Genomic DNA, 12,984 nt, shown 5'->3' on the forward strand with positions numbered 1-12,984 from the left:
GGGCCGCATTCCGTCGCATCGGCGGCATTCATCGGCACCCGTCGGCACCTCGCGATGGGGCGCCACAAATGATTATTGGAGCGAGATGGAGACAACGCATATCTTGAAGTCGGCGCGCAGGCTGTCGGCCGTGGCGCTTTGGTTCGCGGCATGGCCCGGTGGTGCGATGGCCGCCGATCTGGATGGGAGCACGCTGTCGGTGCTGTGGGGCGTGCCGTTTGCGGGCATCCTGCTGTCCATCGCGCTCATGCCGCTGCTCGCGCCCATCTTCTGGCACCACCACTTCGGCAAGGTAGCCGCTGCCTGGGGCCTGGCGTTCTTGCTGCCCTTCGCCGTGGCCTTCGGGCCGGCGGTGGCGGGCGCGAACCTGGTGCATGCGCTGCTGGCGGAGTACATCCCCTTCGTGATCCTGCTCACCGCGCTGTACACCGTGGCGGGCGGCATCTACATCCGCGGCAACCTGCACGGCAGCCCGGGGCTGAACACGGGGCTGCTGGCCCTGGGCGCGGTGCTGGCCAGCTTCATGGGTACCACCGGCGCGTCCATGCTGCTGATCCGCCCGCTGATCCGTGCCAACGACAACCGCAAGCACGTGGTGCATGTGGTGGTGTTCTTCATCTTCATCGTGTCCAACGCCGGCGGCTCGCTCACGCCGCTGGGCGACCCGCCGCTGTTCCTGGGGTTCCTCAAGGGCGTGGACTTCTTCTGGACCGTGGGCCACATCCTGCCGGAGACAATGTTCCTCATCGGCACCCTGCTGGTGCTGTTCTTTGCGCTCGATTCCTGGTTCTACCGGCAAGGGGCCGAAGTGCTGCCGCGCGACCCCACGCCCGCCACCGGCGGTGCGCGCTCCTTCGGCTTTGACGGCAAGCTCAACTTCGCCCTCTTGGGCGTGGTGGTGGCGCTGGTACTGCTCAGCGGGTTCTGGAAGTCGCCCGTCGTGTTCGACGTGATGGGCACCCCGGTGGGCCTGCCCGGCATCGTGCGGGACGCAGGCCTTGTGGCCGTCACGCTGGCATCGCTGTGGCTCACGCCGCGCAAGGTCCACGACGACAACCAGTTCGGCTGGGCCCCGATGCAGGAGGTGGCCAAGCTCTTCGCAGGCATCTTCCTCACCATCATCCCGGTCATCGCGATGCTCAAGGCCGGCACGGACGGCCCGTTCGGCGCCGTGGTGCGGGCCGTCACCCGGCCGGATGGCACGGCCGACCCGGCGATGTACTTCTGGGCCACGGGCGTGCTCAGCTCGTTCCTCGACAACGCGCCGACCTACCTGGTGTTCTTCAACACGGCAGGGGGCGACCCGGCCGTGCTGATGACCACGCTGGCCCCCACGCTCGCTGCCATCTCGGCGGGCGCCGTGTTCATGGGCGCCAACACCTACATCGGCAACGCGCCCAACATGATGGTCAAGGCCATCGCCGAAGACCGGGGCGTGAAGATGCCCAGCTTCTTCGGCTACATGCTCTGGTCGGGCGGCATCCTGGTGCCGCTGTTTCTTGTCATGACATTCATCTGGTTCAGATGATGTACATCCCCCTGAGCGGCTGCGCCGCTTCCCCCTTCTCTCGCACCGCTGCGCGTTGCGGGAAGGGGGACGCCGCCCTCGCTGCAGGGCTGCCTTTGCCCGGCGGCCACTGGCCTGGGCAGCGCAGGTTTCACACGGCGACTGACCTCGCGAACACCTTGGAGATGAGAATATGAGCAAGCCCCGCATCCTGGTCGCGCGTGCGATCTTCCCGGACATCGTGGACCGCCTGCGCCAGCATTTCGACGTGCTGGACAACCCCGATGACACCATCTGGTCCCCGGCCGAGCTGGCCGAGCGCCTGGCCGACAAGGACGGCGCCTTCACCACCGGCAGCCAGCGCATCGACGCGGCGCTGCTGGCGGCCGCGCCGCGGTTGAAGATCGTGGCCAACATGGCGGTGGGCTACAACAACTTCGACGTGGACGCGATGACGGCCGCCGGCGTGTGGGGCACCAACACGCCCGATGTGCTGACCGAGACCACGGCCGACTTCGGCTTTGCGCTGCTGATGGCCACCGCGCGCCGCATGACGGAGTCGGAGCACTACCTGCGCGCCGGGAAGTGGACCAAGTGGAGCTACGACATGTTCTCCGGCAGCGACATCCACGGCAGCACGCTGGGCATCATCGGCATGGGGCGCATCGGCCAGGGCATTGCGCGGCGCGGCGCGCACGGCTTTGGCATGAAGGTGGTCTATCACAACCGCTCGCGCCTGTCGGCCGAGCTCGAAGCCGAGTGCAAGGCCACGTATGTCGGCAAGCGAGAGCTGCTCGCCACCGCCGACCACGTGGTGCTGGTGGTGCCCTACACAGCTGCGTCGCACCACACCATCGGCGCGGCAGAACTGGCGCTGATGAAGCCCACCGCCACGCTGGTCAACATCGCCCGCGGCGGCATCGTGGACGACGCGGCGCTGGCCGTGGCCCTGCGTGACGGGCGCATTGCGGCGGCGGGCCTGGATGTGTTCGAAGGCGAGCCCAGCGTGCATCCTGATCTGCTGACCGTGCCGAACGTGGTGCTCACGCCCCACATCGCCAGCGCCACCGTGCCCACGCGCCGCGCCATGGCCAACCTGGCGGCCGACAACCTGATCGCGTTCTTCGAGGGACGCGGTGCGCTCACGCCGGTGAACGCGCCCGCCGCACCGAACCGCGGCTGAATTTTCAATAAAAACACCTGCTACCGCTGGATGGATGAGCGCTGGCAGCTATCAAAAGTATAGTAATCAAATTTTGACTACCGACACCCTTGTCCTGCTGGCCGCACTGGCTGTTGTGGTGGTGCTGCTGGCTGTCGTCCTGCTGCGCCGCCCGAGTGTGAATCTGCCTGCCGAATGGATCGCCCGGCTGCAGGCGATGGAAAGCCTGGCCCAGGCCACCCGGCTGGCCGTGGCGCGCAACGATGGCGCGGTGGAGTCGCTGGCCCAGCAACTGTCGGGTTTCACGCAGGCCACGCAGCGCCAGCTGGAGGCGTTGCGCGGCGCGGTGGATGAGCGGCTGTCGCAGGCGGTGGGCGAATCGCGCACCGGGCGTGCCGAGCTGCTCGCGGCCTTCGGTGCCTTCGAGGCGCGCCTGGAGCAGCGCCTGGCCCAGGGCCAGGCCGAGGCGGCGCTGGCGCGCAAGGAGCTGTCGGATGCGCTGGCGGCGTTCCGTGCCGAGCTCACGCAGACCGCGCAGTCCCTGGCGTCCGACAGCCAGCGCTCGCGCGAGGCGCTGGCCGAGAGCACGCAGCTGTTCGAGCAGCGCATCCAGGAGCGCTTCGAGGCCCTGTCCGGCGCCACGCGCGGCACGCTCGATTCGCTCAAGAGCGACATCCACACCCAGCTGGGCGCAGTGTCCACCGCACTCAAGGACCAGCTCGAAGCCAACGGCCAGCAGATCCGCCACCAGTTCGGCGTGCTGCAGGACGCGGTGTCGCAGCAACTGGCGGGCCTGGTGCAGGGCAGCCAGCAGAACGCCGAGCAGCTGCGCACGGCGCTCAACGAACGGCTGGCGGCCATCCAGACCGACAACTCCGCCAAGCTCGAAGAGATGCGCCGCACGGTGGACGAGAAGCTGCACGCCACGCTGGAGCAGCGCCTGGGCGAATCCTTCAAGCTCGTGAGCGACCGCCTGGAGCAGGTGCACAAGGGCCTGGGCGAGATGCAGACCCTGGCCGGCAGCGTGGGGGACCTCAAGCGCGTGATGACCAACGTGAAGACGCGCGGCACGTGGGGCGAAATGCAGCTCGGGGCCATCATCGAGAACGTGCTCACGCCCGACCAGTTCGCGCGCAACGTCAAGGCCGTGCCCGGCAGCGACGACCTGGTCGAATTCGCCATCCGCCTGCCGGGCCGCGGCGACGAGCAGCCCGTGTGGCTGCCCATCGATTCCAAGTACCCGGTGGAGCAGTACCAGCGCCTGCTCGACGCGCAGGACGCGGCCGACAAGCCCGCCATCGCATCGGCCGGCAATGCGTTCGAGACCTCGATCAAGCTCGAAGCGAAGAAGATCTTCAGCAAGTACGTGTCGCCACCGCACACCACCGACTTCGCGGTGCTGTACCTGCCCACCGAGGGCCTGTTCGCCGAAGTCATCCGCCGTCCCGGCCTGGTCGAAGCGGTGCAGAACGACTGCCGCGTGATGATCACCGGCCCCGCCAATCTGGCCGCCATGCTCAGCAGCCTGCAGATGGGCTTCAAGACGCTGGCCATCGAAAAGCGCTCGTCCGAAGTGTGGGGCGTGCTCGGTTCGGTGAAGACCGAGTTCTCCAAGTTCGGCGAGATCGTCGAGTCGGCCCGCAAGTCCATCGACGCGGCGGCCAAGAAGTTCGACGACGTGGGCGTGCGCACCCGCGCCCTGCAGCGCAAGCTGCGCGACGTGCAGGAACTGCCCGCACCCAACGCATCCACCGGTCTCGGAGCACCCGCCGTGCCGGCAGCGGACACCGGCACGGCCGCGCTGCCGGGCCTCGACCTGGAGGACGACCTGCCATGAACCGCAACCTGGCACGCCTGATTGCCGGGCAGGTCTGCGTGCACGCCTGCATGGCCGGCATGCGGCTGGCGGCCCCGTTGCTGGCCCTGCGCGAAGGCTACGGCGCCGCGGCGGTGGGCCTGCTGGTGGCGCTGTTCGCGCTCACGCAGGTGTTCCTGGCGCTGCCGGCCGGGCGCTATGCGGACCGCCACGGGCTCAAGCGGCCGGTGGGCTATTCCGTGGCCCTGGCCGCCACGGGCGCGGCGCTGGCCATGCTGTTCCCGGTGTTTCCGGTGCTGTGCATCACCGCGTTGATGACGGGCGGGGCGGCCGGTGCGGCCACCATTGCGGTGCAGCGCCACGTGGGCCGCGCGGTGCACGACACCACGCAGCTGCGGCAGGTGTTCAGCTGGCTGGCCATCGGGCCGGCGGTGTCCAACTTCATCGGCCCCTTTCTGGCGGGCCTCATGATCGACCACGTGGGCCGGGTGCCCGGCAGCATCGAGGGCTACCGGGGCGCGTTCGCGCTGCTGGCCGTGCTGCCGCTGCTGTCCTGGGTGTGCGTGCGCACCACGGTGGAATTTCCGCCCGTGGTCGCGGCCAACGACGGCGTTCCACGCCGCGCCTGGGACCTGCTGGGCGACGTGCCCTTCAGGCGCCTGCTCATCGTCAACTGGCTGCTGTCCTCGTGCTGGGATGTGCACGCCTTCGTGGTGCCGCTGCTGGGGCACGAGCGCGGCCTGTCGGCGTCGGTCATCGGCACCATCCTGGGCGCGTTCGCCATTGCCGCCACGGTGATCCGCATGCTCATGCCCATGGTGGCGTCGAGCCTGAGCGAACGGGTGGTGCTGGCGGGCGCCATGGTGTCCACCACGGTGCTGTTTTGCATCTACCCGCTGCTGGGCAGCGCGCTGGGCATGGGCCTGTGCTCGGTGCTGCTGGGCTTTGCGCTGGGCTCGGCCCAGCCCATGGTGATGAGCCTGCTGCACCAGATCACGCCGTCGCACCGCCACGGCGAGGCCCTGGGCCTGCGGCTGATGGCGATCAATGCGTCGAGCGTGCTCATGCCGCTCATCTTCGGGTCGGCCGGGGCGCTGATCGGGGTCGGCGGGCTGTTTTGGGGCGTCGGGGCGATCGTGGCGGGCGGCACGCGCCTGGCGTGGCTGCTGACGGTGGCGCCGTCCGAGCCCGCGCAGGCGCACAAGGACTCGGGAAACGGCAGCTGAACGTCCACCGGGATGGGTTTTCGTGCGGTATTGCGCGCCGCGTGGCAATCAGGGCTTGAGGGGCTGAGCAAGCGGCGTGAAACGTAGTAGATTCGCCCCATTCGACAGAGGGGGCTGAGATGAACGTTCCAACCTGGTCCTGGCACGTGCGCCGCCTGGCCGTGCTGCCGTTTCTGGTGGCGGCCCCCGGGTCTTTCGTGCATGCGGACGACGTGCTGGGCCAGGCGCAGGCCTGGCTGCAGCAGGGCGACGCCCGGCGCGCCTTCGAGGCGCTGGATGCCCAGGAGGCCACGCGCGCCGGCGACCCGGCATTCGACGCGGCCATGGGCCGTGCCGCCCATGCAGCAGGCCAGTACAGCCGTGCCGTGCTGGCGTGGGAGCGGGTGGTGGCGGCGCAGCCCGGCAACACCGAAGCCCAGTGGGAGCTGGGGCGCGCACTGCACGCGGTGGGCGACAAGCAAGGTGCCAACGCCGTCTCCGAGCGCGTTCGTGCCGCCGGCATCCCGGTAGACGCTGCGCTCAGCATCGACCAGTTTCTGGTGTCCTACGACCGCCTGGGCCACCAAGGCCGCTCCACCTGGAAGGGCCATGTCGAGCTGACCGTGGGCCGCGACTCCAATGCCAATGCCGGGCCCGACCTGAATGCGCCTGCGCTGTCGCCGCCCGGCACGCCGGCCTGGTCGCTGGCCCCGGGCGCCGAGGCGCAGCGTGCGTCGTATGCCGCCGTGCTGGGCAATATCCGTGGGCGGCATGTGCTGGATGCGCGCTGGTCGCTGATCGGCGCGGCCACCGCCGAGGCGCGGGGGTATTCCGATGCCGGCAAGCCCTACGACAGCGCGCAGCTCGACGCCAGCGCGGGCGTGGCCTACCGCGTGGAGCGCCACGAGTGGATGCTGAGCGCGCAGGGCGCGACCTACCGGCTCGATGGCGACACGCTGCGCAACATCGGCGGCGTGGTGGGCGAGTGGATCTACCGGCTCGACGGCTTTCGCCAATGGGACACCTTCCTGCAGGTGCAGGACCTGCGCTATCCCACGCAGTCGCTGCGCAACGCCCGGCGCACCGTGGGCGGCACCTCGTATGTCCATGTGCTGCGCAACGGCAGCCTTTACTACGCGGGCCTCTACGCCGGGCAGGAGAACCCCCGGGCCAGCGATGTGGACAACCTGGGGCACCACCTGGCGGGGCTGCGGGCCGGCGTGCAGTGGGCCATCACGGCCGACTGGGCGGCCTTCGTGCACCTCAATCACGAGCGCCGCCGCTACGGGGCCACAGACCCTTTCTTCGGCGTGACGCGCCGCGACCGCCAGACCTATGGCGTGCTGGGCGTGTCCTGGCTGCCCGCGCCCGGCTGGCGCATCACGCCGCAGTGGGCCGTCACGCGCAATGCGTCCACGCTGCCCATCACCGATTACGACCGCCGGGTGTTTTCCGTCACCGTGCGGCGCGAGTTCTGAGGGAGTTCCTGATGCCGTCCCAATTTCCTTCTTCCCGGCTGGCGCTGTGGCTGGCCGTGGCGGCCGCGTGGCCCCTGCAGGGCCTGGCCGCCGCCGGCCTGGTCCAGTTCGTGGCGGGCGACGTGCAGTTGCGCCGAGGCTCCGCGCAGGCGCCGGTGGCCAAAGGCGCCGAGGTCGAAAGCGGCGATGTCGTCGTGACCGGTGCCGCGGGCCGTGCGCAGATCCGTTTTTCGGACGGCGGGCTGGTGGCGCTCTACCCGGACTCGCAATTCACGGTCACGCGCTATGCCGACGCCGGCAACGCGGCCGAAGACCATTTCGCCGTGGACCTGCTGCGCGGCGGCATGCGCGCCATCACCGGCCTGATCGGCAAGCGCGACCCGCGCAACTACCGGGTGACCACGCCCACGGCGGTGGTGGGCATCCGGGGCTCGGCCTTCCTCATCGCCTTCAATGCCGATGGCGAGCTGGTGGTGTCGGGCGAGCAGGACGAGATCGAGGTGTGCACCGAGGCCGGTTGCGTGGGCGTGAAGGCGGGTGAATCGGTGCGTGTGGTGGCCAGCAACCAGCTGCCGCTGTACACCCACACGCGCGCCGTGCTGCCGCTGCCGCCGCCACCGGTGCCGTTTGCGGTGGGCGAGGAGCTCAACAGCAGCGGCCGCCTGGCGCCCACGCCGGTCGCCCCCGTGCCGCCGCCCGTCACCACCACACCCACACCGCCCGCGCCCGGGGTGCCGCTGCCCCCGCCGCCACCACCGCCCACGACGACGGCACCGCCGCCGGACCCGTCCATCCCGACCCCGCCGCCGCCCCCCACCACGGGCACGCCCACGCAGCCGCCGACAACGCGGCCGCCGGTGACCGGTGCGCCACCGACGACACCGCCCACGACGGCGCCCACCACGCCCGCGCCGCCGGCCACGCGTCCACCCATCTTCGTGCTGCCGCCCATCGTGCGGCCCATCATCGTGCTGCCACCGATCGCGGTGCCGCCTCCGCCGCCGGTGATCCGCTGACGAGGCGGCCCCTGCACGCACCAGCGGGTGGTGCGGACAGGGGGCGCATGGCAAGGGCAGGGGCCCGCAGGCCCAGGGGCTCAGCCGTTCACAGCTGGTAGAACGACTTGATCAGCTCCCACGCTTCCTGCGGGTCGTCGGTGTAGTGAAAGAGGCCCAGGTCCTGGGCCGAGATGGTGCCTTCTTCGACCAGCACCTCGAAGTCGATGAGGCGCTTCCAGTAGTCCGCGCCGAACAGCACGATGGGCACGGGCTTGGCCTTCTTGGTCTGCACCAGCGTGAGCACTTCGAACAGCTCGTCCAGCGTGCCGAAGCCGCCGGGGAAGGCCACCAGCGCCTTGGCGCGCATCATGAAATGCATCTTGCGCAGCGCGAAGTAGTGGAACTTGAAGCTCAGCGTGGGCGAGATGAAGCGGTTGCCGCTTTGCTCGTGGGGCAGGGCGATGTTCAGGCCCACGTTGAGGGCGCCCACATCGTGCGCGCCGCGGTTGGCGGCCTCCATGATGCCGGGGCCGCCGCCGGTGCAGATGTAGATGCGGTCTGCGGGCGGCTGGCGCTCGCTGTGCTCGGCCACCACGCGGGCGAACTGGCGGGCCAGGTCGTAGTACTTGGCGTTGCGCACCGCCAGGCGCGCGCGCTGCAGGCGCACGTCGTCGCCGCTGGCCTCGGCTTCGAGCAACTGGGCGTCGGCTTCGTCGGGGGCGATGAAGCGGGCGCTGCCGTACACGACCACGGTGTTCTCGATGCCTTGCTCGATCTGGCCCAGGTCGGGCTTGAGCATCTCCAGCTGGAAGCGGATGCCGCGGGTCTCGCGGCGGAACAGGAATTCAGGGTCGGCGAACGCGAGGCGGTAGGCATCGGCGTGCAGCGGGTTGCCGCTGGCGGCGTGGCTTTGCAGCTCCGCCCAGGCATCGGCCAGGCGGCGTTCGTTGAGTTGGGTATTGGCGTCCATGGCAAGTCAGAAAAAAGCGCTGCAGGCCCTCGCACAGGCGCAGGTCGGCAGTAGTTGAACGTGGGTGGAGATGAGCGTTGCGCTTGATTATCACGCAGGATCAAGCGCGTGCAGCTATCAAAAGGGTAGCGCTGTGGATGCCCAGCACCGTGAGTGTGAGCGAGCCGAGCAAATGCACTGCGGTCGTGCCCAGCGCCAGCAGATAACGCTGCTGCTGCAGCATGCCCACCACCTCGGCCGAGAAGCTGGAGAACGTGGTGAGCCCGCCCAGAAACCCGGTGACGAGCGCCAGGCGCCACACCGGGTCGAGCTGCGGCAGCGACTGGAACACCGCCACGCAGACCCCCACCAGGTACCCCCCGATCAGGTTGGCCGCCAGCGTGCCCCACGGCAGCAGGGCTCCCGCCGTGTTGAGCCAGATACCGAGCCGCCAGCGCGCCAGCGCACCCACGCTGGCACCGATACAGATGGCCACGACTGCAAGCATGGTGCGATGACTCCGGAGAAACGAAGGGCCGTATTGTCGGCGATGCTGTGTTCAGCCGGTCTGTGCCGTGGCCACGGCTGCGCGACCCGCCATCCACCGTCAGCCTGGGACGCAACCCCGGCCAGCGCCACCGTGGAACCGGCTTCGCCGGGCCACTGGAGGCGTCCCCCTTGGGGGGAAGGCGCGAAGCGACTCAGGGGGGCTACTTTTCCTTGCCCATCACCAGGTCCGGCAAGATCGTCACGACCTGCGGGAACACCGTGATGATCGCGATGCACACGACCAGGCACAGGAAGAACGGAATCGCAGCGCGCGCAATCGTGTTGCTGTCCTTGCCCGTCATGTTCTGCAGCACGAAGAGGTTGAAACCCACCGGCGGCGTGACCTCGGCGATCTCGACCAGCAGCACGATGAAGATGCCGAACCAGATCAAATCGAACCCGGCCTGCTGGATCATGGGCAGCACCACCGCGCTGGTCAGCACGATCATGCTGATGCCGTCGAGCGCCGTGCCCAGCACCAGGTACACGATGACCAGCACGCTGATGAGCGCGAACGGCGACAGGTGCATGGCGTTGACCCACTCGGCCAGCTCGCGCGGGATGCCGGTGAAGGCCATGGTCTTGGTGAGGAACGCGGCACCGGCCAGGATGAACATGATCATGCAGCTGGTGCGCGTGGTGCCCATCAGCCCGTCCTTGAAGTTCTGCCAGGTGAGCGAGCGGCTCCAGAGCGCCAGCCCCAGCGAGCCCACCACGCCGTAGGCCGCGCATTCGGTGGCGGTGGCGTAGCCGGTGATGAGCACGGCCACGATGAAGACGATGAGCACGCCCACGGGGATCAGATTGCCGGACTTGCGGATCTTCTCGCGCAGCGTGGAGGGCGGGTCGGCCGCGGGCACCTTGTCGGGGTTGCGCAGGCTCCACCAGCCGATGTAGCCCGAGAACAGCAGCATCAGCAAAATGCCCGGCAGAAAGCCCGCAAGGAAGATGCGGATGATGGACGCATCGGCCGCCACCGCATACACCACCATGGTGATCGACGGCGGGATCAGAATGCCCAGCGTGCCCGCCGTGGCCAGCGAACCGAGGGCCAGCTTCTCGTCGTAGCCGCGCTTCATCAGCTCGGGCAGGGCTACCTTGCTGATGGTGGCACAGGTGGCGGCCGACGAGCCCGACACCGACCCGAAGATGCCACAGCCCAGGATGGTGGTGTGCATCAGCCGCCCCGGAACGCGGTTGAGCCAGGGGCGCAGGCCTTCGAACATCTCTTCGGACAGCTTGGTGCGAAACAGGATTTCGCCCATCCAGATGAACAGCGGCAGGGCGGCCAGCTCCCAGCTCGCATTGCTCTCCCAGAACGCCGAGAACAAATTCTTGGCCGGCTGCGTGGACGTAAAGAACGCCTGCCCCACCCACCCGCAGATCGCCAGCGTCATCGCAATCCACACGCCACCGGACAGCAGCACCAGCATGAGCAGCAGCAACACGCCACCCACCATCAAGATATCCATATCGAACTTTCTGGACTGCAGGGCGCGATGCGCGATGCAGCCTGTTGTTATCGGTATTCACACCGCGCGGTCATTGCGCCGCGCGTCCCACCCACCGCAAAAACTGGCGCGGCAAACGCGAGTGCCACGGTGGAACCGGCTCCGCCGGGCCACCGGAGGCGTCCCCCCCTCAGGGCGAAGGCGCGCATCGCCTCCGGGGGCTTCCTAGATATCAGACGAAAAGTCACCCTTGGCATGGCGTTCTTCCACCGCCCGCACAAAGGTCGGCACGCCGCCGCGCAGCACGATGATGAATTCATCCACCACCGCCACCCACAGCAGCACCGAGCCGATCGCAAAGCTCAGTTGCGGAATCCACAGCGGCATGGGCAGCAGGCCCTGGGAGATGTCGTTGAACTCCCAGCTCTCGTACGTGTAGCTGCAGGCCGCCCACATCAGGTAGCCCACGGCCACCGATGCGATGGCGAGCGACACGACTTCCAGCTGGCGGCAGCGGCGCGGGGACAGCTTTTCCAGCAGCAGTGTCACGCGCACGAAGTCGCCGTGCTTGAATGCATGGGCCATCGCAAAGAAAGCCGCGGCCGCGCAGAACCAGGCCACGATGTCGTTGATGGCGCCGGTGCGCAGGCCCACCTCGCGCATGATGCTCTGCGCGATCATGAGGATGCAGATGAGGGCGATGAACGCAGCGCCCAGGGCGCCTGCGGCAAGGTAGAGGCGGTCGAGCCAGCGGCGCAGCATATGGATGCGGGCCTACTTCTTGGCCTGCACGCCAGGGACCGGACTGCTCTTGCGGTAGCTCGCGACGATGGCTTCACCGTCCGGGCCGGCCTTCTTGAGCCAGTCGGCCAGCATGATCTCGCCGACCTGGCGCATGTCGGCCATGAGCTTGGGCGCGGGCGTCACGATCTTCATGCCCTTTTCGATCAGTGCCTTCTTGTACCACTCGGTCTTTTCCTCGCTGAGCTTCCAGCCGCGCGACTCGGCCTCGGCCGAGGCCTTGAGCAATGCGTCCTGGCTGGGCTTGTCCAGCGCATCGAAAGCCTTCTTGTTCACGATGACCGCGTTCTTGGGCAGCCAGGCCTGCGTGTCGTGAAAGAGCTTGATGCTTTCGTAGATCTTGCTGTCGTAGCCGGTGGAGCCCGACGTCATGGTGGCCTCGACCACGCCCGTTGCCAGCGCCTGCGACAGCTCGGCGGCCTGGATGGTCACCGGCTGCGCGCCGATAAGCTCTGCGATCTTGGCGGTGGCGGGACTGTAGGCGCGCCACTTGATGCCGCGCAGGTCGGCCACCGAGGCCAGTTCCTTCTTCGAATAGATGCCCTGCGGCGGCCAGGCCACGGCGTACAGGAGCTTCATGCCCTGCGTGCCCAGCAGCTTGTCGAGGTAGGGCTTTTGCGCTTCGTACAGGCGCCTGGAGTCCGCATACGAGGTGGCCAGGAAGGGGATGCCGTCCACGCCGTACAGCGCGTTCTCGTTCTCGAAATTGCCCAGCAGCACTTCACCGGCCGGGGCCTGCCCGCCCTGCACGGCGCGCTTGATTTCGTTGGCCTTGAACAGCGAGGCGTTGGCGTGCACCGTGATCTTGAGCTTGCCGGCCGATGCGGCATCCACATCCTTGGCGAACTGCATCAGGTTCTCGGTGTGGAAGTTGCTCACGGGGTAGGCGGCGGCCAGGTCCCACTTGGTCTGTGCCATCACGGAGGACGCGGTGAAACCGAAGGCCAGGGCCAGGCCAAGCGCTGTGGCGGGGAGGATTCGACGCTTCATGGAGAGCTCCGCAAGTAAGGACGTGGGGTGAAAGGACTGTCGGCGACTGTATAGAAATCAACCCATGGCGACATAGGT

11 protein-coding genes are annotated in these 12,984 nt (G+C 68.2%); 6 read left to right on the plus strand and 5 right to left on the minus strand.

What is annotated here, in order from left to right; translation table 11 throughout:
- Positions 1-166: 166 nt before the first annotated feature.
- The 6 genes from ACSQ3D_RS18425 to ACSQ3D_RS18450 all read left to right on the plus strand — a co-directional run bounded on the left by ACSQ3D_RS18425 (position 167) and on the right by ACSQ3D_RS18450 (position 8,184).
- The gene (locus ACSQ3D_RS18425) at positions 167-1,528 is read left to right on the plus strand and encodes a sodium:proton antiporter (protein WP_436127925.1); all 1,362 of its coding nucleotides are present in this window, start codon (positions 167-169) and stop codon (positions 1,526-1,528) included.
- A 172-nt stretch (positions 1,529-1,700) separates the two neighbouring features.
- On the plus strand, positions 1,701-2,690 hold the full coding sequence (locus tag ACSQ3D_RS18430) for a 2-hydroxyacid dehydrogenase (RefSeq protein WP_436127857.1): 990 nt from the start codon (positions 1,701-1,703) through the stop codon (positions 2,688-2,690).
- Between the two features lie 73 nt (positions 2,691-2,763).
- Positions 2,764-4,506, plus strand: coding sequence for a DNA recombination protein RmuC (rmuC, locus tag ACSQ3D_RS18435; protein ID WP_436127858.1), 1,743 nt, complete (start codon positions 2,764-2,766; stop codon positions 4,504-4,506).
- Entirely contained in the window at positions 4,503-5,711 is a 1,209-nt protein-coding gene (locus ACSQ3D_RS18440) for an MFS transporter (protein WP_056419279.1), read from the plus strand. The genes rmuC and ACSQ3D_RS18440 overlap by 4 nt, the downstream gene beginning before the upstream one ends.
- A gap of 119 nt (positions 5,712-5,830) precedes the next feature.
- On the plus strand, positions 5,831-7,168 hold the full coding sequence (locus ACSQ3D_RS18445; RefSeq protein WP_436127859.1) for a surface lipoprotein assembly modifier: 1,338 nt from the start codon (positions 5,831-5,833) through the stop codon (positions 7,166-7,168).
- 11 nt (positions 7,169-7,179) lie between these two features.
- Complete coding sequence (locus ACSQ3D_RS18450; protein ID WP_396504569.1) at positions 7,180-8,184, plus strand: FecR family protein; 1,005 nt, start codon at positions 7,180-7,182, stop codon at positions 8,182-8,184.
- 88 nt (positions 8,185-8,272) lie between these two features.
- On the opposite strand, the gene ACSQ3D_RS18455 is transcribed toward ACSQ3D_RS18450, so the two are convergent.
- The 5 genes from ACSQ3D_RS18455 to ACSQ3D_RS18475 all read right to left on the minus strand — a co-directional run bounded on the left by ACSQ3D_RS18455 (position 8,273) and on the right by ACSQ3D_RS18475 (position 12,906).
- The gene (locus ACSQ3D_RS18455; protein ID WP_436127860.1) at positions 8,273-9,136 is read right to left on the minus strand and encodes a TIGR00730 family Rossman fold protein; all 864 of its coding nucleotides are present in this window, start codon (positions 9,134-9,136) and stop codon (positions 8,273-8,275) included.
- 100 nt (positions 9,137-9,236) lie between these two features.
- Positions 9,237-9,623 (minus strand): fluoride efflux transporter CrcB, encoded by a 387-nt coding sequence (crcB, locus tag ACSQ3D_RS18460; protein WP_396504571.1) that lies wholly within the window; start codon positions 9,621-9,623, stop codon positions 9,237-9,239.
- A gap of 202 nt (positions 9,624-9,825) precedes the next feature.
- Entirely contained in the window at positions 9,826-11,136 is a 1,311-nt protein-coding gene (locus ACSQ3D_RS18465; protein ID WP_200912615.1) for a TRAP transporter large permease, read from the minus strand.
- A gap of 204 nt (positions 11,137-11,340) precedes the next feature.
- Complete coding sequence (locus tag ACSQ3D_RS18470) at positions 11,341-11,877, minus strand: TRAP transporter small permease (RefSeq protein ID WP_056165298.1); 537 nt, start codon at positions 11,875-11,877, stop codon at positions 11,341-11,343.
- A 12-nt stretch (positions 11,878-11,889) separates the two neighbouring features.
- Positions 11,890-12,906 (minus strand): TRAP transporter substrate-binding protein, encoded by a 1,017-nt coding sequence (locus tag ACSQ3D_RS18475; RefSeq protein WP_056165300.1) that lies wholly within the window; start codon positions 12,904-12,906, stop codon positions 11,890-11,892.
- Positions 12,907-12,984: the final 78 nt, after the last annotated feature.

The sequence above is a fragment of the Acidovorax sp. LjRoot117 genome, from assembly GCF_964252695.1.
Lineage (GTDB): Bacteria > Pseudomonadota > Gammaproteobacteria > Burkholderiales > Burkholderiaceae_C > Acidovorax.